Origin of the sequence: Mycobacterium sp. E3339 (genome assembly GCF_001666915.1) — a bacterium.
Classification (GTDB): Bacteria; Actinomycetota; Actinomycetes; order Mycobacteriales; family Mycobacteriaceae; genus Mycobacterium.
Window position 1 is genome coordinate 1 of sequence record NZ_LZIZ01000012.1, and the last position, 24,914, is coordinate 24,914.

24 protein-coding genes and 2 pseudogenes are annotated in these 24,914 nt (G+C 69.7%); 8 read left to right on the top strand and 18 right to left on the bottom strand.

All coding sequences use genetic code 11. The features are described from left to right. Nucleotides 1-267 (bottom strand): annotated as a pseudogene (locus A5702_RS00530) (DNA glycosylase); the annotation flags it as partial. On the opposite strand from A5702_RS00530, the pseudogene A5702_RS00535 reads away from it, so the two are divergent. Next, a pseudogene (locus tag A5702_RS00535) lies at nt 253-597 on the top strand (zinc finger domain-containing protein); the annotation flags it as partial. The pseudogenes A5702_RS00530 and A5702_RS00535 sit on opposite strands and share 15 nt — an antisense overlap. A gap of 34 nt (nt 598-631) precedes the next feature. Here the strand turns inward: A5702_RS00535 and A5702_RS00540 are convergent. Then, the gene (locus tag A5702_RS00540) at nt 632-1,549 is read right to left on the bottom strand and encodes a PHB depolymerase family esterase (RefSeq protein ID WP_055405184.1); all 918 of its coding nucleotides are present in this window, start codon (nt 1,547-1,549) and stop codon (nt 632-634) included. A gap of 160 nt (nt 1,550-1,709) precedes the next feature. Between A5702_RS00540 and A5702_RS00545 the strand changes: the two genes are divergently transcribed. Next, nucleotides 1,710-2,060 carry a DUF732 domain-containing protein gene (locus tag A5702_RS00545; protein WP_068217345.1) on the top strand — a complete coding sequence of 117 codons (351 nt, stop codon included), beginning with the start codon at nt 1,710-1,712 and terminating at the stop codon, nt 2,058-2,060. A gap of 82 nt (nt 2,061-2,142) precedes the next feature. Next, complete coding sequence (locus A5702_RS00550) at nt 2,143-2,355, top strand: hypothetical protein (RefSeq protein ID WP_055405172.1); 213 nt, start codon at nt 2,143-2,145, stop codon at nt 2,353-2,355. A 3-nt stretch (nt 2,356-2,358) separates the two neighbouring features. On the opposite strand, the gene mgtA is transcribed toward A5702_RS00550, so the two are convergent. From mgtA to phoU, 3 genes are read right to left on the bottom strand one after another with little or no spacing between them, the layout of a single operon-like run. Next, nucleotides 2,359-4,995, bottom strand: coding sequence for a magnesium-translocating P-type ATPase (gene mgtA, locus A5702_RS00555; RefSeq protein WP_068217349.1), 2,637 nt, complete (start codon nt 4,993-4,995; stop codon nt 2,359-2,361). Continuing rightward, entirely contained in the window at nt 4,992-5,990 is a 999-nt protein-coding gene (locus A5702_RS00560) for a magnesium transporter CorA family protein (RefSeq protein ID WP_082955896.1), read from the bottom strand. The genes mgtA and A5702_RS00560 overlap by 4 nt, the downstream gene beginning before the upstream one ends. 34 nt (nt 5,991-6,024) lie before the next feature. Beyond that, on the bottom strand, nt 6,025-6,690 hold the full coding sequence (phoU, locus tag A5702_RS00565; protein WP_068217353.1) for a phosphate signaling complex protein PhoU: 666 nt from the start codon (nt 6,688-6,690) through the stop codon (nt 6,025-6,027). Nucleotides 6,691-6,902: 212 nt separating this feature from the next. On the opposite strand from phoU, the gene A5702_RS00570 reads away from it, so the two are divergent. Continuing rightward, nucleotides 6,903-7,520 (top strand): DUF5994 family protein, encoded by a 618-nt coding sequence (locus tag A5702_RS00570; protein WP_055405513.1) that lies wholly within the window; start codon nt 6,903-6,905, stop codon nt 7,518-7,520. Nucleotides 7,521-7,622: 102 nt separating this feature from the next. After that, entirely contained in the window at nt 7,623-7,811 is a 189-nt protein-coding gene (locus A5702_RS00575; protein ID WP_055405509.1) for a hypothetical protein, read from the top strand. Between the two features lie 16 nt (nt 7,812-7,827). Here A5702_RS00575 and A5702_RS00580 read toward each other — a convergent pair whose 3' ends face one another. Next, nucleotides 7,828-8,232 carry a CBS domain-containing protein gene (locus A5702_RS00580; RefSeq protein WP_055405512.1) on the bottom strand — a complete coding sequence of 135 codons (405 nt, stop codon included), beginning with the start codon at nt 8,230-8,232 and terminating at the stop codon, nt 7,828-7,830. Nucleotides 8,233-8,340: 108 nt separating this feature from the next. Here A5702_RS00580 and A5702_RS00585 point away from each other — a divergent pair, with 108 nt between their 5' ends. Continuing rightward, the gene (locus A5702_RS00585; RefSeq protein WP_068217356.1) at nt 8,341-10,668 is read left to right on the top strand and encodes a heavy metal translocating P-type ATPase; all 2,328 of its coding nucleotides are present in this window, start codon (nt 8,341-8,343) and stop codon (nt 10,666-10,668) included. Here the strand turns inward: A5702_RS00585 and A5702_RS00590 are convergent. The 9 genes from A5702_RS00590 to A5702_RS00625 form a co-directional block, all read right to left on the bottom strand. Beyond that, nucleotides 10,657-11,808 carry a PPE family protein gene (locus tag A5702_RS00590; RefSeq protein ID WP_068217375.1) on the bottom strand — a complete coding sequence of 384 codons (1,152 nt, stop codon included), beginning with the start codon at nt 11,806-11,808 and terminating at the stop codon, nt 10,657-10,659. The genes A5702_RS00585 and A5702_RS00590 overlap by 12 nt on opposite strands. Nucleotides 11,809-11,929: 121 nt before the next feature. Beyond that, nucleotides 11,930-13,069 carry a PPE family protein gene (locus tag A5702_RS00595; protein ID WP_055402895.1) on the bottom strand — a complete coding sequence of 380 codons (1,140 nt, stop codon included), beginning with the start codon at nt 13,067-13,069 and terminating at the stop codon, nt 11,930-11,932. A 209-nt stretch (nt 13,070-13,278) separates the two neighbouring features. Further along, complete coding sequence (locus A5702_RS00600) at nt 13,279-14,085, bottom strand: MBL fold metallo-hydrolase (RefSeq protein ID WP_068217359.1); 807 nt, start codon at nt 14,083-14,085, stop codon at nt 13,279-13,281. A gap of 33 nt (nt 14,086-14,118) precedes the next feature. After that, nucleotides 14,119-14,475, bottom strand: coding sequence for a hypothetical protein (locus A5702_RS00605; RefSeq protein ID WP_068217363.1), 357 nt, complete (start codon nt 14,473-14,475; stop codon nt 14,119-14,121). Between the two features lie 111 nt (nt 14,476-14,586). Then, nucleotides 14,587-14,901, bottom strand: a complete 315-nt coding sequence (locus tag A5702_RS25355) for a hypothetical protein (protein ID WP_156669428.1) — start codon at nt 14,899-14,901, stop codon at nt 14,587-14,589. 242 nt (nt 14,902-15,143) lie between these two features. Further along, nucleotides 15,144-16,460, bottom strand: a complete 1,317-nt coding sequence (locus A5702_RS00610) for an adenylate/guanylate cyclase domain-containing protein (protein ID WP_068217366.1) — start codon at nt 16,458-16,460, stop codon at nt 15,144-15,146. Nucleotides 16,461-16,585: 125 nt separating this feature from the next. Further along, nucleotides 16,586-17,458 (bottom strand): pseudouridine synthase, encoded by an 873-nt coding sequence (locus A5702_RS00615; RefSeq protein WP_231964946.1) that lies wholly within the window; start codon nt 17,456-17,458, stop codon nt 16,586-16,588. Next, nucleotides 17,454-19,208 (bottom strand): glycerol-3-phosphate dehydrogenase/oxidase, encoded by a 1,755-nt coding sequence (locus tag A5702_RS00620; protein WP_055402905.1) that lies wholly within the window; start codon nt 19,206-19,208, stop codon nt 17,454-17,456. Before A5702_RS00620 ends, A5702_RS00615 begins: the two co-directional genes overlap by 5 nt. 51 nt (nt 19,209-19,259) lie before the next feature. Beyond that, entirely contained in the window at nt 19,260-20,675 is a 1,416-nt protein-coding gene (locus A5702_RS00625; RefSeq protein ID WP_055402907.1) for an NAD(P)H-quinone dehydrogenase, read from the bottom strand. 150 nt (nt 20,676-20,825) lie between these two features. Here A5702_RS00625 and A5702_RS00630 point away from each other — a divergent pair, with 150 nt between their 5' ends. Together A5702_RS00630 and A5702_RS00635 are read left to right on the top strand one after the other, a co-directional pair. Continuing rightward, nucleotides 20,826-21,305 carry a gamma-glutamylcyclotransferase gene (locus A5702_RS00630; RefSeq protein ID WP_068217372.1) on the top strand — a complete coding sequence of 160 codons (480 nt, stop codon included), beginning with the start codon at nt 20,826-20,828 and terminating at the stop codon, nt 21,303-21,305. Between the two features lie 89 nt (nt 21,306-21,394). Beyond that, entirely contained in the window at nt 21,395-22,213 is an 819-nt protein-coding gene (locus A5702_RS00635; RefSeq protein ID WP_068217377.1) for an alpha/beta hydrolase, read from the top strand. 17 nt (nt 22,214-22,230) lie between these two features. Here the strand turns inward: A5702_RS00635 and A5702_RS00640 are convergent, their stop codons facing one another. From A5702_RS00640 to A5702_RS00650, 3 genes are all read right to left on the bottom strand, one after another. Next, nucleotides 22,231-23,409: an amidohydrolase gene (locus A5702_RS00640; protein WP_067818405.1), complete on the bottom strand. Its 1,179-nt coding sequence runs from the start codon at nt 23,407-23,409 to the stop codon at nt 22,231-22,233. After that, nucleotides 23,406-24,587, bottom strand: a complete 1,182-nt coding sequence (locus A5702_RS00645; protein ID WP_067818402.1) for a M20 family metallopeptidase — start codon at nt 24,585-24,587, stop codon at nt 23,406-23,408. Before A5702_RS00645 ends, A5702_RS00640 begins: the two co-directional genes overlap by 4 nt. 35 nt (nt 24,588-24,622) lie before the next feature. Next, nucleotides 24,623-24,914: cutinase family protein (locus A5702_RS00650; RefSeq protein WP_156669429.1), on the bottom strand; the 292-nt coding region annotated here is incomplete at its 5' end.

Here is a 24,914-nt window from a genome sequence, read left to right on the forward strand (position 1 = left end):
ACACAGTTCGTTGCAATAGACGTTGCCGATCCCCGCCAGCACCCGCTGGTCGAGCAGCGCCTGGGCGAGCGGCCGGTCCGGCTGCGCCGCCAGGTTGGCGGCGGCGAGCGCGGCGTCCCAATCCTCGCCGAGTAGGTCGGGCCCCAGGTGCGCGACGGCGTCGCCGTCGTGGTCGCGTTCGAGGATCTCCAGCACGCCCAAATCCACGCCGACCGCGCGGACGGGGCCAGCCTCCAGGACGATTCGCGCCCGGTGGTCGACGCGCACCGGCCGCTCGCCCAGGCGCTGCTCGACCAGCGGGTGCTGGCGGGGATCGGCAACGTCTATTGCAACGAACTGTGTTTCGTCAGCGGACACCTGCCCACCGCGCCGGTGAGCGCCGTGGCCGACCCGCATCGTCTGGTATCCCGCGCCCGGGAAATGTTGTGGCTGAACCGGTTCCGCTGGAACCGCTGCACCACCGGCGACACCCGGGCCGGCCGGCAGCTGTGGGTCTACGGGCGGGCCGGCCAGAGTTGCCGTCGCTGCGGCACTCCCATTGCCTACGACGGCTCGGGTGAGCGGGTCACGTATTGGTGCCCGTCCTGCCAGCGCTGACGGGCGCCCGGCTGCGCCGCGCTCGCGATCGCCACTAGTCCCGGGCGTGCGCCAGGAAGAACTGCGCGATCGCTTCCGACCCGTCGAGCGCCCGGGTGGTGGGTCCGATGATCGCCTTCGGCAGGTACTGCCGGCCGCCCGGCCACGTATGCCCGCCGCTGTCGATCTGGTAGAAGACCACCTCGGTGGACGCCGCGCACCCGGTGGAGTCGAAGCGGCGCACCACGGTCCCGTCGCCCACGTTGGGCAGCACCTGGACCGACGGATCCCCTTGGCACCCATCGGCCGAACGCCACTTGTTCACCATGCTGTCGGCGGAGATGGAGTGGCTGACCCCGCCGCGGCCGCGCACGACCCCGCCTTTGAACGGCACCAGCGGGTCGGCGGTGCCGTGCGCCGCCCACACCGACACCGGCCGTGACGGATTGCACGCCACCCCCACCCCCAGGGTGCCCGCCACCGGAGCGACGGCGGCGAACACGTCGGCGCGGTCACATGCCAACCGGTTGGACATGAAGCCCCCGTTCGACATCCCGGTGACGAAAACGTGCCCCGGGGGGATGCCGTAGTCGTCCCGCAGCTTGCCGACCAGCCCCACCAGAAATCCGACGTCGTCGATGTGCCGGCGATCCGCCGGCGACGCCCCGCGCCCGTCGGCCCAGCTCTTGTCGTAACCGTCGGGGTAGACCACCAGCAGGTTGTGCGCGTCGGCGACGGTGTCGAAGTCGGTCAGACCCCGCTGCCCGTTCCCCGTCCCGCCGCCACCGTGCAGGCTCAGCACCAGGCCGACCGGCGTCCCCGCCGGCACGTGCAGCAGGTAGGTTCGGTCCATGCCGCCGGAACGGAACGTCCCGGATGCGTCCCGGGCGGCGGCCGCCGACACATGCCGCACGCCGCAGCCGACGAGGCACACCGCCAGAAGGGCCAGCAACGACCAGCGCACGTACGGCATCTTCACCTACACCGACGGCGCCGGCGCGAAAGCCGATCCGAGTGTGGCGATGGCCGCAATATGATTGATCCTGCACCGCGCGGCCCCGCAACATGAAAATATTCGGGCAGCCCCCGCTGTCAGCGAGCAACGGCACTTCGATGTCACGGGAGTATCAGAAATGACGAGCACCCAGGTACGCAACCCCAGCCGGTTGCGGCTGCTGGTGGCTGGCGGCGTCGTCCCGGCGGCCGGGCTGCTGAGCGTGCTGGGATCGACCGCGTCCGCGCACGCCACGGCCACCGATGACGCCTTCCTCGCCGCGCTGACCGCCAAGGGCATCAACTACGAATCACCCGAGACCGCGATCCGGTCGGGGCATCTGGTGTGCCAGGAGCTCGACTCCGGCCAACCGCCGCAACAGGTGGCGAACGACGTCATGAGCAACAGCCATCTCGACGGCTACCACGCCGGCTATTTCGTGGGCGTGAGCATCCGGGCGTATTGCCCGAAGTACGGGGCGCAGGCCTGAAAGTTAACAGGCAGTTGACAGGCTCGTGACAAGTGCGCGAATAAAATCGACCTGGACATAATCCTGAGAACTCGAAGGCCAAATGATTCCCAAACTTTTGGTCGGCGTTGCACTCGCGCTCGGCGCTGCCGGTTGGTCGGCAGCAACCGCAACCGCCGACCCAAGCCCCTTCAACACCCTCAGCTGCAGCTGCCAAGAAACCGCTCCGGCGGGCAGCACGACCTTGATCGACAAGGTCGACCGGGGAATCCAGCAAGGCCTTTCGGACGTGCCGATCATCGACATCGAGCACTAGAGTTCAGCCCCGCCGCCGCATCCGCCGCTCGATGTAGTGGTAGCGCGCGGCCCGTCGCCGGACGCGAAACGCGTGCCCGCGCGTGCGATGCGGCTGCCCGACATGGTTCATCGGCTCGGCGTAGAACATCAGCTTGGCGAGCTCGACCAAGACCAGGTACACCATCACGAAGCCGCCCAGCACGGCAAAGAACTGCCACGGCAGCGGCGTGAATCCCAGGGTGTGCGCCAGCGGCGAAATGGTGATCAGGGCGCCGATCGCGACCACGCTGACCGTGGTGACGGCCAGCAACGCGCTGGGGCGGCTGCGGAAGAACGGCACCATGCGCGTGCGGATCGCGAAGATGATAAGCGTCTGCGTCGCAAGCGATTCCACGAACCAGCCGGTGCGGAACTCGACCGCGCCGGCGTGCAGCACGCCCAGCATCAACCCGAACGTGAGAAAGTCGAACAGCGAACTGATCGGCCCGAAGATCAGCATGAACCGGCGGATGAACGCGACGTTCCAATGCGAGGGCGCCTGCAGCTGCGCCGCGTCCACCCGGTCGGTGGGGATGGCCAGCTGCGAGGTGTCGTAAAGCAGGTTGTTCAGCAGGATCTGGCTGGGCAGCATCGGCAGAAACGGCAGCAGCGCCGAGGCCGCGGCCGCGCTGAACATGTTCCCGAAATTGCTCGACGTGCCCATCAGCACGTACTTGATGGTGTTGGCGAAAATGCGCCGCCCCTCGGCCACCCCGGTGGCCAGCACGCCCAAATCCTTTTCCAGCAACACCACGTCGGCCGCGTCCTTGGCCACGTCGGTGGCGCTGTCCACCGAGATCCCCACGTCGGCGGCGTGCAGGGCCAGCGCGTCGTTGACACCGTCGCCGAGGAAGCCGACCGATCGCCCCTTGCGGCGCAGCGCGGTGATCAGCCGCGCCTTCTGCTCGGGCGAGATGCGCGCGAAGATCGTGTTGCGCTGCGCGACGCCGGCGAATGCGTCGTCGTCCAACGGATCGAGCTCGGCGCCGGTGACGGTGCCCTTGGACGCCAAACCCAGGTCGGCGCAAACCTTTTCGGCCACCCGCGGATTGTCCCCGGTGGCGATCTTGAGCTCGATGCCCAGGTCGGCAAGCTCGGAAAGCGATTGGCGCGCGGCGGCTTTGGGCTCGTCGGCGAAGACCAGGAACCCCGCGAGCGACAACTCGCACTCGTCCGCCCGGGTCAGCGTCGTCACCGCCGGTGCGGGCTTGACGGCCACGGCCACCACCCGGCGCCCCGCGGCGAACAACGCCGCGAGCGTTTCCTCCGCCTCCGGCGGGACGGCGTGGCACTGGGCCAGCACCTGCTCGGGCGCCCCTTTGACCACCAGCACCCGATTTCCACCGTCGTCGATCAGTGCCGAGGTCGCCCGGCGTTCGTGGTCGAACGGCAGCACCGCCACCCGCTGCGCGGCCTCGCCGATGAGTTGATGCGCCTGTGGGGACTCCCACAGCGCGGCGTCGAGCGGATTGGCGCTGGCGCCACCGGTTTCCGGGTCCACGTCGGTGGCCAGCAGACCCGATCGGCGGACCGATTCGGTGTGCGCACCGGTGGCGTCCACCGAGTCGACCAACCGGATCCGACCTTCCGTCAGCGTGCCGGTCTTGTCGGTGATGAGGATGTCGATGTCGCCGAGGTCCTCGATGCACACCAACCGCTTCACCAGCACCTTGGCCTTGGCCAGCTGCCGCGACCCGGTCGCCAGGCCGGTGCTGACGACGGCGGGCAGCAACTGCGGGGTGATGCCGACGGCGATCGCCAGCGAGAACAGCACGGAGTCGATGATCGGCTTGCGCAGCAACAGGTTGCTGATCAGGATGACCACCATCAGCGCGACCGCCACTTGCAGCAGCAGATAGGAGAACCGGCGCAGCCCCACCTGGAACCCGGTCTCGGGTTGGTGCTCGTCCAAACCCGCTGCGATGCGGCCGAATTCGGCGTCCTTCCCGGTCGCGTACACCACGCCGACGCCCTCGCCCGCGCTGACGATGGTGCCCATGAAGGCCAGGTTGGTCGCGTCGGCCAGGCCGGTTTCGGACGGCACCGGTTGGGGCGACTTCTCTGATCCGGTCGATTCCCCGGTCAGGATGCTTTCGTTGCACTCCAAACCGTTGACCTCGATCAGCCGGACATCGGCCGGCACGGCCTCGCCCAGCGACAGCCGGATCACGTCCCCCGGCACGAGCGCGGTGACCGCGAGCGAGACGAACTGCCCGTCGCGGCGCACCACGGCGTTGTGATGCACGCTGGCATGCAGGTCGGCGGCCGCCCGCTCGGCGCGGTATTCGTTGATGAACCCCAGGCCGACGCTGGCCACCAGGATGATGCCGATGATGACGGCCTGCATGCTGTCGCCGAGGAAGTACGAGACGACCGCGGTGCCGGCCAGCAGGATCAGCACGGCGTTGCGCAGCTGACGACCCAGCACCGCAAGGACATTGACGTGATGCGTGCGCACCGCGTTGGGTCCGTAGCGCTCCAGCCGCGCGGCCGCCTGCGCGCCGGACAACCCCGCGGGGGAACTGCCCAGCCGGCGCAGCACCTCGTCGACCGGAGCGGCGGCGACGAGCTTGGCGCTCAAGGCCGCGGAGTCCGGCCGCAGATCCGCGTCGGCGGTCATAGCCAGTCGCGACGTTTGAACATCACGTAGATCACCACCATCAGGATGAAGATGAGACAGGTACTCGCAATGAACCCGGCGAGGTGGCCGAAGCCCGGATAGGGCACGTTCTGCCCGTAGAAGCCCGTGATCGCGGTGGGAACGGCGATGATGGCCGCCCACCCGGTCAGCTTCTTCATGATGGTGTTCAGCCGGGCGTCTTGCAGCGACAGGTTGGTTTCGAAAATCGTTGTGACCATGTCGCGCAACGACTCCGTCCACTCCGAGACCCGCAACACGTGGTCGTAGAGGTCCGCGTACAACGGGTCCAGTTCCGGGGCGGTGCCGACCTCGTGGCGGTGGTGCTGGATCGAGTTGACCACCTCGCGCATCGGCAGGGCCACTCGCCGCAGGCCCACCAGGTCTCGTCGCATCTGAAATGTCCTGCGCTGGAAGCTGGCCTGGCGCGGTCTGCCGTCGAACAGCTCGTCCTCGATGGCTTCGACACAGTCGTCCAGGGCCTCGACCGCGGCGAAATGACTGTCGACGACGACGTCCAGCAGCCCATGCACCAGGGCGCCCACTCCGTACTGCTGGGCGCCGATCTCCTCCCAGCGCCGCGTGACAGCGGCGATGTCGAAGTCGGGGGTGAGGCGCACCGTGATCAGGCCGCGGGGCAGCACGAAGGCCGAAATCCGCTGCATGGAAAGCATTCGTTGCGGTTCGTCGGTGACCTCCGCCGCGACGTGTACGGCGTAGACGGTGAAGAACGTGTGCGTTTCGTACGCGGTGGCCTTGACGCGTTCGGCGGCCGCCACGGCATCTTCGACGGCCCACGTGTTCAGCCCGAGTTCGGAGGCCAAGCCGCACAACGCGTCGTGGTCCGGTTCGCACAGATCCACCCACACCAGGGCGTCGGGCTCGCGGAGGTATTCGGAGATGTTGTCGAACTGAAACTCGTCCTGCGGCTTACCGTGACGCCACAGGCGACCTTGAATGTGGGGCGCGACCTGCACGACACCCATCTTCTCAGTCAAGCTCACCCGCCTGTCAGTAGGTGGTGATCTCGTCCGGCGTGGGCAGGTCGCCGCCGACCATGAAGATGACGCGGCGACCCACCTCCACGGCATGGTCGGCGAAACGCTCGTAGAAACGGCCCAGCAACGCCGCGTCCACGGCGACGGGAATGTTGTGCGTCCAGTCCCGATCCAGCAGCACGCTGAACAACCGGCGGTAGAGCTCGTCCATCGCGTCGTCTTGTTCGCGTAGCCGCGCGGCCAGCTGCGGGTCGTGGGAAGCCAGCACCCGTTTTGCGTTGGCGCACAAGCCAATCGCCACCTCCGCCATGTCGGCGAAACACGCGCGGACTTCCTCCGGCAGCGCGCGATTCGGGTGCTCGCGCCGGGCGATCTTGGCGATGTGCACGGCCAGCGCGCCCATCCGCTCGATGTCGGCGCTGATCTGGATCGCGCTGAATATCGCCCGCAGCTCACCGGCAACCGGTTGTTGCAGCGCCAGCAACGCGAACGCCTCTCGTTCCGCTCGCCCGCGCATCACCACCATCCGGTCGTGGTCGCGGATGACCGCTTCGGCGGCGTCGAGGTCGGCCTTCAGCAGCGCCTCGGTGGCTCGGCGCATGGCTTCGTTGGCCAGCCCGCACATCTCGCTGAGCTGGACGCTCAACTCGCCCAACTGCTGGTGATAAGCGGATCGCATAGCGCAACGGTGGCCAATGCGAGCGCATTTCACAAGGGACGAAAGGCACCCGTTGAGCCGCGGTCGGCACCGGTCGGCCGAAAGCGGCTGCGGTTACGCGTTGTTCATGCGCGGTATACGGTGCGTACACCCGTCGGAGTCGCGGGTTGGCCACGGCGGCCGTACCGTTTTCCACGACGGCATCCCGCGGAGTCAGCGAGCAGGTGGTGGAAATGGAGCGCGACAATCGGTTGCAGCTCAAGCCCTATCGATCCGTGTCGGAACATCTCGACGGGGCGTGGTGGCCGCGGTCGACCAGCCTGGTCGACGAATTGCCGGAGCTGGTCACGTCGATGTCGGACCGGCTGGGACAGGTGGCCTTGGTGGGCTACCGCCGCAACGGCTGGCACGAGACGCCGCCTTTGGCCGAAGTGGGCGGGCACACCATCGAGTTGCTGGGCTTCACCAGCGACGAGCCGGCCAGCCTCATCCTGATCGGGGAGAACGGGCATCACCTCACCCTGCACGTGATCCGGCCGGACACCAGCGAGGACGTCGCCCGACAGGCGTTACAGCAAGCGGGAACACCCGCCGACTCCGACGGCGTGCCGGTGGGCCGCGCGACCGTGGCGCGGTCGGTCGCCGACGTCGCCGACAAGCTGGCCAAGCACGAGGGGCTCGACGACGACCGCCGGACCGCCGAGATCAAAAGCTGGTGCGAGGAAGCCGCCCAACAGTTCGTCGACGCACCGGTCCAGACCTTCGTGCCCATCCTGGTCGAACACATCGTTCGCAATCGCATGATCGAAACCCGCAGAAAATCCCCGCAGCCCGCGAACAGCCGCCGCTGAGCAGGCCTTTCACTACGGGCATAGCGCTGCCTCAGCCGGCACAAATTCTGAACACAGCGGACTCCCAGATTCGCCGGCGCCCATTAGGGGAAGATGTGTGCTATGGGCAGCGAGAAGTGGCCCTCGGAGGTGTGGGCCGTTGAGTACGCCACCCTCACCGGGGAGCGAGAAGTGGCGGTCATGGCGGGGCTGTCCGAAGCGTTGATGTGGATGGACAACTTGGCGCGCACCAGCGCCGCGTCACCGGTGTTGCTGCGATCCGACACCCGCTTCGAGCGATTCAGCTCCTGACGCGACGCCGCCTGAATTACGAATCGAAAGCCGTGTAGACGCCCAACAGGTCGCGAGCGGAGACGATGCCGACCAGCGCGCCGTCCCGCTGCACCAGCACGTGCCGGATGTAGCGGTCCATCATCCTGGCGGCGACCTGGTCGACGGAGGCGTCGGCGTCACACCACACCAGCTTGGTGCTGGCCAACTCGGACACCGCGGCGGTGGCGAGGTTGCGCCCGGCGGCGACCGCACGCACGATGTCGCGCTCGCTCACCAGAGCGGTCGGCCGCGCGTCGTCGCCGATCACGATGGCTCCCACGTCGCAGGTGACCATGGCCCTGGCGACGTCGGCGATGGTGGCGTCCGCGGGAACGCGGGCCACCGGGTCCCCGGTGATGGTGGAGATCGGCATGGTCCCAGCCGAAGATATTTCAGTCACGTGCACCATGCTCGCCACAAGGCGGCGGCCCTTTCTAGTGACCTGAGTCCCCAATCCGCGTCCATCCGGCCCTAGCCGCCGGCCGGACGCGCGATCAGGCTGACAGTCATGGCACGCGAGCCCGCTCGGTGGGTCGAGCCCGCCCTTGCCGCGGTGACGGTGGTCGCGTTGGCGGCCGGCGGTATCGCCTGGCTGGCCGGGGCGCCGCGGGTCGCCGACGGCTGCTGGATCGCGGGCACGGTCGTGGCGGTGGCGCCCGCGGTGGTGTGGGTGCTGGCCGGCCTGCGCCGGGGCCGCTTCGGGGTCGACGTGATCGCGGTGTTGTCATTGGTCGGCACGCTGCTGGTGGGCGAGTACCTCGCCGGCGCGTTGATCGCGGTGATGCTGGCCGGCGGACGGGCCCTGGAGGCGGCCGCCGAGCGCCGCGCCTCCCATGATCTGCGGGCGCTGCTGGAGCACGCGCCGAGGTTCGCGCGCCGCCGCGTCGGCTCGGCCGTCGACGTCATCGCGCTGGACGACGTGGCGGTCGGCGACGTGCTGGTGGTCGGCCCGGGCGAAGTGGTGCCCGTCGACGGACGCATTTCCGATGCGGTCGCCGTGCTGGACGAATCGGTGCTGACCGGCGAACCGCTGCAGGTGGAACGCGGCGTCGGCGAGCCGGTGCGCAGCGGGGTGGTCAACGCCGGCACCGCCTTCGAGATGCAGACCACGGCCACCGCCGACGCCAGCACCTACGCGCAGATCGTCCGGCTGGCCGCGGAGGCCGGGGCGCAGAACGCGCCGGTGGTGCGGCTGGCGGACCGGTACGCGGCGTGGTTCTTGCCGTTGACGCTGTGCGTGGCCGCCGCGGCGTGGCTGGCCAGCGGCTCGCCGGTGCGGGCGGTCGCGGTGCTGGTAGTGGCGACGCCGTGCCCGCTATTGCTGGCGGCACCGGTCGCGATCGTGTCCGGGCTGTCCCGGGCGTCGCGCCGCGGCGTGGTGATCCGCAGCGGCGGTGCCCTGGAAAACCTCGGGCACGCAACGACTTTGGTGATGGACAAGACCGGAACCCTGACGATGGGTCAGCCCACGGTCGTCGACGTCGCGGCCGCGCCCGGCCACGACGCGATCGAGATCCTGCGGGTGGCGGCGTCGGTGGATCAGATGTCTCCGCACGTGTTGGCCGAGGCGATCGTCACCGCGGCGCGGGCGCGCGGTCTGCCGCTGTCGCTGCCCACCGACGTGGTCGAGGAACCCGGCCGGGGCGTCACCGCCACGCTGGACGGAAGGCGCGTGCACGTCGGCAAGTTCGCGCGCGACACCAACCCGGAATGGGCCCGGGCGGTGGTGAACCGCGCCCTGCTCGACGGCGCCGCGATCGCCTGGGTCTGCCTCGACGGGCGCCCCACGGGCGCGGTGTTGCTGCGCGACCCGCTGCGTCGGCACGCGCCACGCACCCTGCGCCGGCTACGGGACGCCGGGCTGAACCGGCTGGTCATGCTCACCGGGGACCGCGCCGAGCCCGCCCGCGAGGTGGGCGCCGTGCTGGGCCTGGACGAGGTGTGCGCCGAACAAAGCCCGGCGGACAAGGTGGCCGCCGTGCGCGCGGAGCGGGAGCGCGCGGTGACGGTGATGGTCGGCGACGGCGTCAACGACGCACCCGCGTTGGCCGCGGCCAGCGTCGGGGTGGCGATGGGCGCCCGCGGCGCCACCGCGTCCTCGGAGGCCGCCGGCATCGTGTTGACCACCGATCGGCTGGAACGGCTCGCCGACGCGATGGACATCGCCCGCTGGTCGCGGCGCATCGCCGTGCAGAGCGCGGTCGTCGGGATGGCGCTGTCGCTGGTCGCGATGGTCGTCGCCGCCTTCGGGTGGCTGCCGCCCGCCGTTGGGGCGCTGGTGCAGGAGGCCATCGACGTCGCGGTGATCCTCAACGCGCTGCGCGCCCTGCGCGGCAATCCCGGCATCGAGGTGGACCTGCCCGCACCGACCGAACAGATGTTGCGGCGCTTCGACGCCGAGCACGACGAACTTCGCGACTCTGTGGATTCGTTGCGGGACGCCGCCGACCGGTTGGCCGCGGCGGCCGACGAGTCGGCCCTGGCGGCGATCAGCCAGGCCCACCGCGTGCTCGTCGAGCGGATACTCCCGCACGAACGCGCCGAGGAGACGGAGCTCTACCCCGCCCTCGCGCACCCGCTCCGCACCAGCGAAGCGACCGCCCCGATGAGCCGCACCCACGCGGAAATTCAGCGGCTCTCCGACCGGATCGGCGCCCACCTGGCGCTGGCCCAAGGCGGCGGAGGGATCGGCCCCGACCAGGTCGACGACCTCCTCGCGTGCCTGTACGGGCTGCACGCGTTGCTACGCCTGCATTTTCTGCAGGAGGAGGAGAGCTACTTCACCCTGGCCGACGATCAGCCCGGTGAACCCTTGGCGCACAAACTATCCCGCTGACGGGGGCCGCTTCATGACCGTGCCGGGAAGCTCGGCGCCAATTTCGATGCCGTCGTAGTCTCGCCCGCCACCCTCGCGAGACCCCTTGCCGCCCAACGGCGGTCGCACCGGGGCCACCGGCAGACCCGGCAGCTGCGACCCGCCCGACGGTAGGGCGGACACCGCGGAGGCGAGTTGCACCGGCGATTGCACGCCGGGCAACATCCCGACCGTTGCCGGGGGCATGCTCAGCTTTCCCACCAACACGGAGGCACCCAGCGCCCCTCGAGGTGCCAGCATCGACCCCCCTCCGTTGAGCGCGTTCGCGAGGCTGGCGTTGGCCGACGACAGCGCCGCCGAACCCTCCGCGAGGCCCTGGCCGATGTCGGAGCCGACACCGGAAAGCGCTTTGGCCGCATTCAATTGCGCGAGGTAGCTGAGCAGGTTGACGGGGAAGCCGCCGGCGATGAACTGGTTGCCCCAGGTGCTGAAGTAACCGAACCAGCCTTTGTTCGGGTCGTAGGGAAGGACGTTCAGGGTGTCGATTATCGACCCCGATGTGGTGGCGAAAGTGCTTGCCGCGCTTTGGGTATTGCTCGCGGCCGACACCATCGCGGCCTGGGTGGCGGTGCCCGAGGGGTTGGCGACCGGCAGCGGTGGCGTGAACGGCGTGGGCTTGACGGCGCTGAGCGCGGTGGCGCTGTAGCGGTACATCGCCGCCGAATTGCTCACCCACATGGCGTTGTACTCGGCTTCAGTCTCCGCGATGGCCGGCGCGTTGATCCCGAAGAAGTTGGTAGCCAACAACATTGCCAGCCGCGCCCGGTTGGCGGCGACGACGGAGGGGTGCACCACCGTCCAGTGCGTCAATTCGAATGCCGCCGTTACGGTTTCGACGGACGCGGCGATTTCCTGGCACTGCGCCGCGGTGGTCCGCAGCCAGGCGATGTAGGGCTCGAACGCCCGGGCCATGGCCGTCGAGGACGGGCCCTGCCACGTTCCCGACAGCGACGCCAGCTCCGAGGTGTAGCCACTCGCGGCCCCCTCCAGTTCGGCGGCGAGTTCCTGCCATACGCCCGCGGCTTCGATCATCGACCAGGCGCCGGGTCCGGAGTGGATCAGCGCCGAGGTGATCTCGGGCGGCAGCAGCCCGAAATCAATCATGTTCGCGCCCCACGCGACAGGGCACGCGTGAACGGCAGCCGCCGTTCAATTGCGCCGCAAATAAACTATCCGGCGGCGAGATTCTGCTTCCGGAGTAGTGAGGAACCATCGTCGTCCCTCATCCTCCGCTGGGCGGTCTGTGTATCACCTTCTTCGGGATTTCCGCCCCGTACTCAAGGTCGTCGAACTTCTGCTGCTTGCGCTTGCGCCAACCGCTGCCCGCCGAGTTGGAAGTCGGCGCCATCATCGGCATCAACGGCATCCCGGTGAGCCCGGGTTCGGCCGGCAGGGGCGACACCGAGGACGCGAGTTGCACCGGCGTCTGCGTCGCCGGCAGCAGCCCCACCACCGCCGGCGGCGCGGTCAGCTTGCCCAGCGATACCCCGACCCCCATCGCGCCCGAGGCCGCACCGCCGGGCGCGGCCGAGACGGCCCCGGCCAGCCGGGTGATGGACGACGCCAGCGCGCCCTCGCCCTCGGAGAGCCCCAGGCCGATGTCGCCGCCCACGCCCTGCAGCGCCTGGGCGGAGGTGTTCTGCGCCAGGTAGCTGAGCAGGTTGATGGGGAACCCGGACGAGATGAACTGGTTGCCCCAGGTGCTGAAGTAGCTGAACCAACCGGCATTGGGGTCGAACGGCGTGACGCCCAGCTGGTCGATGACGTTCCCGGTGCTCGCGGCCGGCGCCAGGGCGGCGTTGGCGGCCACCACGTTGGCCTGCTTCGCCGAGGCGGACGGGTCGGCGATGGCGAGCGGCGAGTTGAACTGGGACAGCTGGCCCGTGGCCTGCGACGAGGCCGCCTGATACCGGGCCAGGGCCGCCGAGTTGTTGGCCCACATGGTCTGGTATTCGTCTTGGGTCACGGCGATCGCGGCCGTGTTCTGGCCGAACCGGTTGGTGGCCAGCAATTGCGCCAGGCGGGTCCGGTTGGCGGCCACCACGGCGGGCAGCACCACGGCCGCGCGGACGGCGGTGAACGCGGCCGCGGCCGACTCCGCCGACGTGGCCATCTGGTGGGCCTGCTCCGCGGTGGTACGCAGCCAGATGAGGTAGGGCTGCACGGCCTGCAGCATCGCCATCGAGGACGGCCCGTCCCACGATTCGATCAACGACGACAACACGGACGCATACACCGCGACCGAGTTCTCCAGCTCGACGCCCAGACTCTGCCACGCGCCGGCAGCCTCGATCAGCGACCCTGCTCCGGGACCGGAGTGGATCAGGGTCGAGGTGACCTCAGGTGGCGCGAATAAGTCCATCACATCTCACATTGTCTACGCCGAGTACGCGGCCGGAAAATTTCGCTGACTAAGTTGCAAAGAGACCGGAAACATTACGCTCCCCCCAGGGTGCCGCCCGAATCCTTCCCCGTCGAGTACCGGATGTGACGAACGATATACCCGTGACGTTAGGGTAACCAAAGTTTTTGCCGGTGTCGGCCCTTTCAGGGCAGGTGGCGGCGGTTTTCTCAGACGGTCACCGATCCGCCGCGCGGCACCTCGATGATCCGGTCGGCCAGGTCCCGGCGCTGCATCTCCCGCGTGAAGTCGGCCAGCGGTGACGCGAAGACGCCATAGTCGTCGAAGTGCACCGGGATGGCCTTCGGCAGCCTGAGCAGGGCGACCAGTCCCGCGCCCTGACGACCGTCCATGGTTACCGTCAGGCCAAACGGAAGCCGCGGGCCGGCCGGCAGGCGGGTGCCGCCCAGGTGCAGGACGCCGGCGTCGATGCGGTCGAACCGGGCCGGGATCTCGTTGAGTTCCTCGATGAGCAGGGTGTCGCCGGAGATGTAGAGCCGGCGCGGCGGCGACCCGTCGGCCCCGGCGAATTCCACCATGGTGCCCATCACCGGCGGCAGCAGCCGCTGCGTCCAGCCCGGACCATGCCGCCCCGGCAGCGACGTCATGGTGACGGTGGTGTCGCCCTTGGTGATGCTGTGCCGCCCCCAGGTGTCGAGCCCCCGCGCGTTGTCGAAGCCGCGGCGGTGCAGCCGCGTGGCGGCGTGCGGGGTCGTGACGACGGGCAGGGCGTGGTCGAGGCCGCGCTGCGACACCCGGTCCCAGTGGTCGCCATGCATGTGGGAGAGCACGATCGCGTCCACCGGCGGGAGCTCGTCGATGCGCAGCGCCGGTTCCTTCAGGCGCCTGGACACCAGCCCGTGGCCGAGGTAGGCGTGTTGCCCGCGATGCAGAAAGTTGGGGTCGGTCAGCAGCGTCAGGCCGGCCGCGGCGATCAGCGTGGTGGCGTTGCCCACGAACGTAACGGTGATGTCCATCCCCGCGGGCTACCCCATCGCGGGCGGCTCACGCTAGAGGCCTGGCAGGCAGATGGGCGCCCCGTAGCAGGGCGGCGGGCCCAGCGGCCGGCGGGGGGCGTCGCCCTCCCACACGAATTGGCCGACGTTGCCCATGCCCCCGACCGGGACCCAGTACCAGTGGTGGCAGACACCCATGTCCCACCGGACATCCGGCATGGGCAAGGGCTGCCCCGGGCACCAGTCGTGCGGGACGGTGAAGTTGTCCAGGGGCAATGGGCCGATGACTTGCGGGGCGGGACCGGGCTGCGCCTGGGCGGCGCCCGCCGCCAGCCCCAAACCGGCTACCGCCACGCCGCCGCACAGCAGCGCCCCGGTGATGACCTTCCTGACCGTGTGATTGTTCGACATTGCCTCGCGCCTTTCCTCGACGCTGTGATGCTGAGGCTCAGTATCCGCTCGCGCCGCTCGGATCAGCAGACAATGAACGGATCGCTACCGATCCCAGGAACTGGACGCTGATTACGGCGTCCCCGAACACATGAACGGGAAACCGCACCATGGCTTCTGCGTCGCGTCGGGCGGCGGTGCGTCGGGGCCGTCCCACGTGGTGGGCCCGACGTTTCCGTGCCCGTAGTAGACGCTCCACCAGGTGTGGCAGACGTTCCTGTCCCAGTTGACCCCCGCGCCCGAGAATGGGCAGCCCGGACCGGGGCCTTGGGGGTGTCCGTCTTGTTGTCCGGGGCAACATGTCCACGGCCCCATATACGAATCGGCCTGGGCGGTAGGGGCGCCCGCGCCCAACAGGGCCGCGGCGATGCCACCCGACAGCAGCATTGAACCGAGCATCCTCTTTGTGGTGCGGTAGTGCGACACGCCCTCGCTCCCATTCCTTGACGACCCTGACGATCAGTATCGGACCGCACTGATTCCGTCGTATGGGTAATACGCGAAGTATTGGATGCGGCCCGGGCTGCTACCGATCCCAATAAGCCGGTGCCGACCGTCGTCGGAAATTCAGCCCATGTCGATCCAGGTGGTCAGCACTGCACTAGAGCCTCGGCGCCGGGTTGAAAACGCTATGCGACCGCGAAGACACGCCATTCGCCAGGCACGCCCTTGAGCTCGTACGCGCCGCGTTCCTCGAACTCAAGTCCCGACCCGATCACAAGGTCACGCAGCGTACTGGACACCAGCACCTCGTTCGGCCCGGCCAGCGCGCTCACCCGCGCGCCGATGTGCACGCCGATACCGCCGATGTCGTCGCCCCGAATTTCGCACTCGCCGGTGTGCAACCCCGCGCGCACCTCGATGCCCAATGCCTGCACCGCTTCGCGGATCGCCATGGCGCAGCGGATCGCTCGCTGTGGACCGTCGAACATCGCGAGGAAACCGTCACCCGACGTATTCACCTCGCGACCCCGAAAGCGCGCAAGTTGCGATCGGACGACGGCGTCGTGCGCATCGAGCAACGCATGCCAGTCACGGTCTCCCATTTCGGCGGCCCGGCGTGTCGAGTCCACGATGTCAGTGAAAAGTACGGTGGCGAGCACCCGGTCGTCGGCCACGTCGGGCTGTTGCCCCGTGAGAAACTCGGCAATCTCCTGGAAGGACTCGCGCCATGGATCGACGAAGTGATACATGTTGCGGCCTGGCAGCGCAACGTATTTCGCGCCGGGTATGTGGTCGGCGACATCCTTACCCCACTCAGCCGGGATCATCACATCGTCGGTGTGTTGGAGGACGAGGGTTGGCACGTGGACTGTTGGAAGGATTGCCCGCAAGTCCATTTCGGCCACGAGAGGAAGCATGTAAGCAGCAGTTCGTGGGCTTGCCGATAGACGTTCGAACCGAGCCCACGTAGCCCGGATCTCCTCGTTCCATGGCATGTCCGGATTGAGGAGGTGGTGGAGTTCTCCGCTGCCCCACAAGGCGAGCGACCAGGCGAGCGCTTCCTCCGGGGTGGGAGGCCCACGTCGTTCGTTGAGCGGATGCGCGTAGCCCTGAAGCGCGACGAGCGCGGTAGTGCGGGACGGATATGTTGCCGCGAACACCAGCGCTCCCGTCCCCAACGCGCCACAGCTCGCGACGAGGACCGCTTCATCACTTCCGAGTTCGTCGAGCACCGCAGTGATGCTGTCCGCCCATTGCTCCATGGTCGGCAGTGCGCCCGGCGCGACGGGATCAGACGCCCCGGTGCCGGGCTGGTCGAAGAAGATCAGCCGACCGAGCGAAGTCATCGCTTCGACCCACCCCTGCATGGACTGCAGCTCCGAAACGACCTCACAGTTTGTGAACCAGTTCGGGACGAACACGATGTCCCGAGCGCCCGCGCCGGCCGTGCGAAAGGCGACATGCAAGTCCCCGTTCAGGGCATAGCGCGTCTCCGAGAACATTGCCGAAGTGTAAGCCGCGCAACGGTGGGATCACGGCCGCGAGAGCGAGTTCAACCAATCGCTCATGCGTGCGGCAGCAGCGCTCGAGTTCGGAGCAACGCGCGGGCGGCCTCCGAGAAAAGGGGTCAGTCCAGCGTCCGCCGGCTGACGAACTCGCGGCGCTGTCCCGTCAGCGGATCGTCGAACTCGATGCGCTGCGCCAACAACCGCAGCGGCGTGCGGAAGTCGTCGGCCGGCACGTCGATGACGTCGGGATACAACGGGTCACCCTCGATCGGCACCCCCAGCGCGGCCATGTGCACGCGCAGCTGATGGGTGCGCCCGGTGCGCGGGGTCAGCCGGTACAGGCCGTCCGGGGCGACGAGTTCCACCAGCGTCTCCGCGTTCGGCACACCCGGCTCGGTGGCGGCCTGTAACACCCCGCGCCGCTTGACGATTCGGCTGCGCACCACCCGCGGCAACGCCAGAGCCGGATCGACGGCGGCGCGGGCCAGGTACGTCTTGCGCACCAACCCCCGCGCGAACAGCGTCTGATAGGCGCCGCGCACCTCGCGGCGGGCCGTGAACAGCAGCACCCCGGCGGTCAGCCGGTCGAGCCGGTGGGCCGGGCTCAGCTGCGGCAGGCCCAGTTCCAGGCGCAGCCGCACCAGCGCCGTCTGCGCGACATGCCGGCCGCGGGGCATGGTGGCCAGGAAGTGCGGCTTGTCGACGACCACGATGTCGTCATCGCGATGAAGGACCGGGATGTCGAACGGGACGGGCACCTCGTCGGGCAGCTCGCGGTAGAGGTAGACGCTGGCGCCCGCGGGCAGCACCGTGGCCTCGTCGATCACCGCGCCGCCGGCGTCGACCACCTCTCCCGCAAGGACTTTCGAACGGGCGGCCGCGCCGAACCGGGCGGTCAGCTCGGCCAGCACCGGCCCGCCGCGCAGCCGCACCCGTGCCGGGCCCAGCCCGTCCCGCACGGGAAGTGGCGCGGGCCTCAATGCCGGCTCAATTCAGGGGTACCGGCTCGAGGATCTCGGCGCGCGCCTCCGGGGCGCTCGCCCGCAACTCGTCCGCCGACACGTCGTCGGGCTGGGCCTGCGACAGGATCTCGGCCTCCACCCGCGCGGAGTAGTTCGCAACCTCGCGCTCGACGTCCGCCGCCGACCACCCCAGCACGGGCGCGACCACGTCGGCGACCTCGCGGGCGCAGTCGACGCCGCGGTGCGAGTACTCGATCGAGATGCGCATCCGGCGGGCCAGGATGTCCTCCAGGTGCAGCGCCCCCTCGGCGGTGACGGCGTACAGCGCCTCCACCTTGAGGTAGCCCGGCGCCTCCTTGATCGGGCTGAGCAGGTCGGCGTTGCCGGCGGCCAGGCCCAGCACGTCGCCGATCAGCGAACCGTAGCGGTCCAGCAGGTGCCGCACCCGGTACGGATGCAAACCCTGCAGCGCCGCAACGTGTTCGGCCTGATTGACCAGCGCGAAGTAGCCGTCGGCGCCCAGCAGGCTGACCTTCTCGGTGATCGAGGGCGCAACGCGGGCGGGGATGAACTCGGCCGCGGCGTCGATCGCGTCGGCGGCCATCACCCGATAGGTGGTGTACTTGCCGCCGGCGATGGCGACCAGGCCGGGCGCGGGCACCGCGACGGCGTGCTCCCGGGACAGCTTGGAGGTCTCCTCGCTCTCCCCGGCCAGCAGCGGCCGCAGGCCCGCGTACACGCCGTCGATGTCGGCGTGGGTCAGCGGGATGGCCAGCACGGCGTTGACGGTGGTGAGGATGTAGTCGATGTCGGCCTTGGTGGCCGCGGGGTGGGCCAGGTCCAGGTTCCAGTCGGTGTCGGTGGTGCCGATGATCCAGTGGCTGCCCCACGGGATGACGAACATCACCGACTTCTCGGTGCGCAGGATGATGGCGACGTCGCTGACGATGCGGTCGCGCGGCACCACCACGTGCACGCCCTTGGACGCGCGGACCTGAAATCGCCCGCGCTGCTTGGACAACGCCTGGATCTCGTCGGTCCACACCCCGGTCGCGTTGACCACGACGTGGCCACGGACTTCGGTGACGGCGCCGTCCTCGGAGTCGCGCACCCGCACGCCGGTCACCCGGTCGCCCTCGCGCAGCAGCGCGACCACCTGGGTCGAGGAGCGCACCACCGCGCCGTAGTGGGCGGCCGTGCGCGCGACGGTCAGCGTGTGCCGGGCGTCGTCGACGACGGTGTCGTAGTAGCGGATGCCGCCGATCAGCGAGCTGCGCTTCAGGCCCGGGCACAGCCGCAGCGCCCCCGCGCGCGTCAAATGCTTCTGTGCCGGAACGGATTTCGCACCGCCCAGGCTGTCGTAGAGGAAGATGCCCGCCGCGGTGTACGGGCGCTCCCACCACCGGTGGGTCAGCGGGAACAGGAACGGCAGCGGCTTGACCAGGTGCGGGGCCAGCGTGGTCAGCGACAGCTCCCGCTCGTAGAGCGCCTCGCGCACCAGCCCGAATTCCAGCTGTTCGAGGTAGCGCAGCCCGCCGTGGAACATCTTCGACGAGCGGCTGGACGTGCCCGACGCGAAATCACGGGCCTCGACCATCGCCACCTTGAGCCCGCGGGTCGCGGCGTCCAGCGCGCAACCCGAACCCACCACGCCGCCGCCGATCACGACGACGTCGAACTGCTCGGTGCCGAGCCGCTCCCAGGCCACCTCGCGATGCTGCGGTCCCAGCACGGCCGCCGGCGAGCCCAACTCGCTGGGCGCGTGGATCGGATCGGTCACGGCAGCGAACTCCTCCGGGTTACTCGTCAGTAGGACGGTGTCGAACCCAGGCTAGTCGAGATCGTCGTGGGCCATCAGGCGACGAGCGGCCTCGGTGATCGATCCGGACAACGACGGGTAAACGGCCAGCGTCTGGGCCAGCTCGTTGACGGTGATGCGGTTCTGGACGGCCACGGCGATCGGCAGGATCAGCTCGGAGGCGATCGGCGCCACCACCACACCGCCGATCACCACGCCGGTGGACTTGCGGCAGAACACCTTCACGAAACCCTGTCGCAGGCCGGACATCTTGGCCCGGGCGTTGGTGCGCAGCGGCAGCGTGATCGTGCGGGCCGACACCGAGCCGTCGTCGATCATGGTTTGCGGCACGCCGACGGCCGCGATCTCGGGCCGGGTGAACACCGTCGCCGCCACCGTGCGCAACCGGATCGGGCTGACGCCCTCGCCCAGCGCGTGGTACATCGCGATCCGGCCCTGCATGGCGGCCACCGAGGCGAGCGGCAGCAACCCGGTGCAGTCGCCGGCCGCGTAGATGCCGGCCACCGAGGTCCGCGACACCCGGTCCACGGTCAGGTAGCCGCCGCGGCCCAGCTCGATGCCCACCCGGTCCAGGCCGAGGCCGCCGGTGTTGGGCACCGAGCCGATGGTCATCAGGGCATGGCTGCCCTCGACGGTGCGCCCGTCGGCCAGGGTGACCAGCACGCCGTCTCCCGCGCGGGTGACCGACTGGGCGCGGGCGTTCTTGACCAGCTGGACGCCGCGCTCGGAGAACGCCTCCTCCAGGACCGCGGCGGCGTCGGCGTCCTCGTAGGGCAGCACCCGGTCCCGGCTGGCGACCACCGTCACCGGCACGCCCAGCTCGGTGTAGGCGTGCACGAACTCGGCGCCGGTGACGCCCGACCCCACCACGATGAGGTGTTCGGGCAGGGCCTCGAGGTTGTAGAGCTGCCGCCAGGTCAGGATGCGCTCGCCGTCGGGCTGGGCCGACGGCAGGATCCGCGGGCTCGCGCCGGTCGCGATCAGCACTACATCGGCCTCGTACTCGCTGGTGGTGCCGTCCGGGGCGGTGGCCTTGAGGCGGTGGCACGCCAGCCCGGGCGTGGGGTCGATCAGCTCGCCGCGCCCGGCGACCACGTGCACGCCCATGCCGAGGAGTTGTTCGGTGATGTCGGCCGATTGCTCGGTGGCGAGTTGCTTGACCCGGGCGTGAATGCGCGGCAGCGAGATCTTGGCGTCGTCGATGTCGATGTCGAAACCGAGTCGCGGCGCGCGGCGCAACTCGGTGCGCAGCCAGGTTGAGGCGATGAACGTCTTGGACGGCACGCAGTCGTCCAGCACGGCAGCGCCGCCGATGCCGTCGGAGTCGATCACGGTGACGTGGGTGGTGTCGGGGTGGGAGGTGGCGGCCACCAGCGCGGCTTCGTAACCGGCCGGGCCGCCACCGAGGATCACGATGCGGGTCACCACAGCCCCAACCTAGCGGGGCGGGCCGGCACCCCGCAGCGCGGCGACGATGCACGCCGCGACGCGGCGTGAGGAGGAGGCGCGCCATCGAGACAGCGCGGCGGCGACCCTCGTGACAAGACCGCCCGTGCGCGTGACGTCTAAGATTTCCCCGTGCCGATCTACGCCGCCTACGGGTCGAACATGGATCCTGAGCAGATGCTCAAGCGGGCACCCCATTCGCCGATGGCCGGAACCGGCTGGTTGCACGGCTGGCGGCTGACGTTCGGCGGCGAGGACATCGGGTGGGAAGGCGCGCTGGCCACCATCGTCGAGGATCCGACGTCCAAGGTGTTCGTCGTCCTCTACGACATGACCCCGGCCGACGAGAACAACCTCGACCGGTGGGAGGGCTCGGAATTCGGCGTGCACAAGAAGATCCGCTGCCGGGTGGAACGCATCTCGTCGGACACCAGCACGGACCCCGTGCTGGCGTGGCTGTATGTGCTCGACGCCTGGGAGGGCGGCCTGCCGTCGGCCCGATATCTTGGTGTGATGGCCGATGCGGCCGAAATCGCCGGAGCGCCAGCCGATTACGTTCACAACCTACGGACCAGGCCGGCCCACAACATCGGCCCGGGCACCGGCTCGTAGGGCCCGTGTCGATCCTGTCCACGCCGGTGGTCGCCGACGCGCTGGCGCGCGCGTTCGCCGCCGTCGTCAACCCGGCCCCCAAGGCCGCCGTGCGCTTCCCCGAGATTCCCGGCGAGACCTCGCAAGTCACCATCCCCACCCGGCACGGCCCGGTGCCGGCGACCGTCTACCACCCGACGGCCGACACGACGAACCCCCCGGTGTACGTCAACGTGCACGGCGGCGGCTTCGTGATCGGGCATCCACAACAAGACGACCCGTGGTGCCGCTACCTGGCGGCCCACGCGGGCGCGGTGGTGGTCAACCCGGACTACGTGTTGGCGCCGCGGCACCGCTTCCCCGCGGCACCGCTTCAGGTCTACGACATCGTGCGCTGGGCGGCCGCCCCGGACCGGGACTGGGACGGCACGCGGCTGTGCGTGGGCGGCCAGAGCGCGGGCGGCAACCTCAGCGCGGCGGCGGCGCGGCTGGCGCTGGAGAACGACGGCCCGCGAATCGCCCTGCAGGTGTTGCACTATGCGCCGCTTGACCTCGTGACGCCCACCCGCGACAAGCCGTCCGCGATCGGCCACCGGGCGATCATGAAACCGTGGATGGGCGAGGTCTTCGACACAGCCTACGTGCCCGACCCGGCGCTGCGCCGCGACCGGCTGGCCTCACCGGCGTGGGGCTCCAACGCCGACGGGATCGCCGGCATCGCGCCCGCGCTGGTCGTGACGGCCGAACACGACCGGCTGCGCGACGAAGCCCGCCGATACGCGGAGCGGCTCGACGCCGTCGGGTCGCTGGCGGAGTACTACGAGGTGGCCGGGGTCGACCACGGCTACAACATCATGAGCGGGGCGGCCGACGTCACGCGGCGAAGCTACGCCCGGATCGTCGAGCACGTCGCGCGTGCGACGGGCTAGGTGTACTGCCCAGGCAGCTAGGGCGACGGGAACGCCGCCGACTGCTCGACGATGTTGACCATCACGCGCAGGCCGATCGCCAGCGCCCGCTCGTCCAGGTCGAACGTCGGCTGGTGCAGATCCAGCTGCGGCCCCCGGCCCGACCAGACGCCCAGCCGGGCCATCGCGCCGGGAATCTCCTCGAGATACCAGGAGAAATCCTCGCCGCCGCCGGACTGGCGGGTGTCGGCCAGCGCGTCCGGGCCGATGGCCTCGATCGCGTGGGTGAGGATGCGCGTCGAGACGTCCTCGTTGACCACCGGCGGCACGCCGCGCCGGTATTGCAGCGTGTGCTCGATGCCCAGCGGCGCGAGCAGCGCCGACACCGTGTCGCGGATGATCTCCTCGAGGCCCACCCAGGTCTGCCGGCTCGCGGTGCGGACCGTGCCGCCCAGCACCCCGGTCTGCGGAATGGCGTTGGCGGCCACTCCCGCGTTGACCGCCCCCCACACCAGCACCGTCCCGTTGCGCGGGTCGATGCGCCGGGACAGCACGCCGGGCAGCCCGGTGATCAGCGTGCCCAGCCCGTAGACCAGGTCGGCGGTCAGGTGGGGGCGCGAGGTGTGCCCGCCCGGGGAATGCAGCGTGATCTCGATCTGGTCGGCCGCCGACGTGATGGGGCCGTGCCGCACGGCGATCTGGCCGACCTCGAGCCGCGGGTCGCAGTGCAGGGCGAAGATCCGCGACACCCCGGTGATCGCCCCGGCGGCGATCGCGTCGATGGCGCCGCCGGGCATCAGCTCCTCGGCTGCCTGGAAGATCAGCCGCACCCCGACCGGCAGTTCGGGCACCGACGCCAGGGTCAGCGCGGTGCCGAGCAGGATGGCGGTGTGGGCGTCGTGGCCGCAGGCGTGCGCGACGTTGGGCATTGTGGAGGTGTAGGGGGCGCCGGTCCGCTCGGCCATCGGCAGCGCGTCCATGTCGGCCCGCAGCGCGATCCTCGGCCCGTGGTCGGGGCCGAGATCGCAGACCAGCCCGGTGCCGCCGGGCAGCACCTTCGGGTTGAGCCCGGCGTCGGCCAAGCGCTCGGCCACGAACTGGGTGGTGGCGTACTCCTGCCGGCCCAGCTCGGGGTAGCGGTGGATGTGCCGGCGCCATTCCACCAGGTCGTCGTGGTGGGCGGCCAGCCAGGTGGTGGCGGCGTCGGCGAGGCTCATGCGCTCGCCCGCCGTTCGTGCGCGGCCAGCACCCGGTCGCGCTCGGCCGGCGTCTGGGCCAGCTGAACCACCGTGCGGGCCAGCATGATCGCGCCCTCGACGACGGCGCGGTCGGCGCTGGGACCGGCGGCCGCGGTGGCGAACGCGCGCTGGTGAACCATGGCGCCGCCCGCGTCGACCCCGACCACCGGGTGAATGCCCGGCAGCACCTGGGTCACGTTGCCCATGTCGGTGCTGCCCATCGGCAGCGCCGCCTCGAACTCGCGGGCCACCGGCTCGCGCCCGAGCCGGCGCATCTCCTCGCGGAAGACGTCGGCCAGCCATTCGTCGGGCTTGAGTTCGTCGTATGCCGGTGCCGGACTGTCGATTTCGTATTCGCAGCCGGTGGCCAGCGCGCCCGCCGAAAAGCACGCGTACATCCTGCCCTCCAGCTGTCGCAGCGAATCCGATTCGACCGCCCGCATCGCATATTGCAGCGTGGCATGCCCGGGAATGACGTTGACGGCCTGCCCGCCGTCGGTGACGATCCCGTGCACCATCTGGCCCGGGGCCAGTTGCTGACGCAACAACCCGACCGCCACCTGCGCGACGGTGACGGCGTCGGCGGCGTTGACGCCCAGATGCGGCGCGACGGCGGCGTGGGATTCCTTGCCGCGGTAGTTCACCGTCGCCTCCGACAGCGCCAGCGAGCGGGCGGCGGCGATGTCGGCGGGCCCGGGATGCAGCATCACCGCCGCCGCGACGTCGTCGAACACCCCGGCGCTCAGCAGCAGTGCCTTGCCGCCGCCCGCCTCCTCGGCGGGGGTGCCGATGAGCGCGACCCGCAGCCCCAGGTCATCGGCCACCTCGGCCAGCGCCAGCGCGGTGCCCACGGCCGACGCCGCGATGATGTTGTGGCCGCAGGCGTGCCCGATCTCGGGCAGCGCGTCGTACTCGGCGCACACCCCGATGGTCAGCGTGCCGCTGCCGAAGTCGGCGCGGAAGGCGGTGTCCAGGCCGCCGGCGGCCGCGGTGATCTCGAAGCCGCGTTCGGCGACCAGCGCCTGGGCCTTCGCGCAGCTGCGATGCTCGGCGAACGCCAGCTCGGGCTCGGCATGAATGGCGTGGGACAGCTCAACGAGTTCGGAGCCTCGTCGCCGCACGACATCCTCGACGGCGTCCAATGCGGTGGTGGGCATTCTGGCAGTATCCCACCGCGACCTTTGGGCCTGGGCTATACCAGTCCGGCGATGAATCCCGCCGCCTGTCCGGGGTAGGGCGGCACACCGTAATCGTGGTGGGCATCCCGGTCGCGACCCCCGACGACGCACACCGGGTCGCCGGGGCTGCAGATGTCGATGGCGCGGCCGGCGAACTGGCCCGCCGTGGACAGGGGCGTGTTGAAGCGGTTGCCGGGGTTGCCGAACACCGCGACGGCCGCGACCTTGCCGGCCAGGCCGGGGTCCAGCGCGGGAGCGGAGCCGAAGTTGCCGATGCGCTCGCCCAGCGGCGGCACCCCGGCCAGC

Bases quoted from the DNA above. Each gene is read 5' to 3' on its own strand.
- A5702_RS00540 (WP_055405184.1), bottom strand. From the start codon at position 1,549: ATGCCGTACGTGCGCTGGTCGTTGCTGGCCCTTCTGGCGGTGTGCCTC.
- A5702_RS00545 (WP_068217345.1), top strand. From the start codon at position 1,710: ATGACGAGCACCCAGGTACGCAACCCCAGCCGGTTGCGGCTGCTGGTG.
- A5702_RS00550 (WP_055405172.1), top strand. From the start codon at position 2,143: ATGATTCCCAAACTTTTGGTCGGCGTTGCACTCGCGCTCGGCGCTGCC.
- mgtA (WP_068217349.1), bottom strand. From the start codon at position 4,995: ATGACCGCCGACGCGGATCTGCGGCCGGACTCCGCGGCCTTGAGCGCC.
- phoU (WP_068217353.1), bottom strand. From the start codon at position 6,690: ATGCGATCCGCTTATCACCAGCAGTTGGGCGAGTTGAGCGTCCAGCTC.
- A5702_RS00570 (WP_055405513.1), top strand. From the start codon at position 6,903: ATGGAGCGCGACAATCGGTTGCAGCTCAAGCCCTATCGATCCGTGTCG.
- A5702_RS00575 (WP_055405509.1), top strand. From the start codon at position 7,623: ATGGGCAGCGAGAAGTGGCCCTCGGAGGTGTGGGCCGTTGAGTACGCC.
- A5702_RS00585 (WP_068217356.1), top strand. From the start codon at position 8,341: ATGGCACGCGAGCCCGCTCGGTGGGTCGAGCCCGCCCTTGCCGCGGTG.
- A5702_RS00595 (WP_055402895.1), bottom strand. From the start codon at position 13,069: ATGGACTTATTCGCGCCACCTGAGGTCACCTCGACCCTGATCCACTCC.
- A5702_RS00600 (WP_068217359.1), bottom strand. From the start codon at position 14,085: ATGGACATCACCGTTACGTTCGTGGGCAACGCCACCACGCTGATCGCC.
- A5702_RS00605 (WP_068217363.1), bottom strand. From the start codon at position 14,475: ATGTCGAACAATCACACGGTCAGGAAGGTCATCACCGGGGCGCTGCTG.
- A5702_RS25355 (WP_156669428.1), bottom strand. From the start codon at position 14,901: ATGCTGCTGTCGGGTGGCATCGCCGCGGCCCTGTTGGGCGCGGGCGCC.
- A5702_RS00610 (WP_068217366.1), bottom strand. From the start codon at position 16,460: ATGTTCTCGGAGACGCGCTATGCCCTGAACGGGGACTTGCATGTCGCC.
- A5702_RS00640 (WP_067818405.1), bottom strand. From the start codon at position 23,409: ATGAGCCTCGCCGACGCCGCCACCACCTGGCTGGCCGCCCACCACGAC.
- A5702_RS00645 (WP_067818402.1), bottom strand. From the start codon at position 24,587: ATGCCCACCACCGCATTGGACGCCGTCGAGGATGTCGTGCGGCGACGA.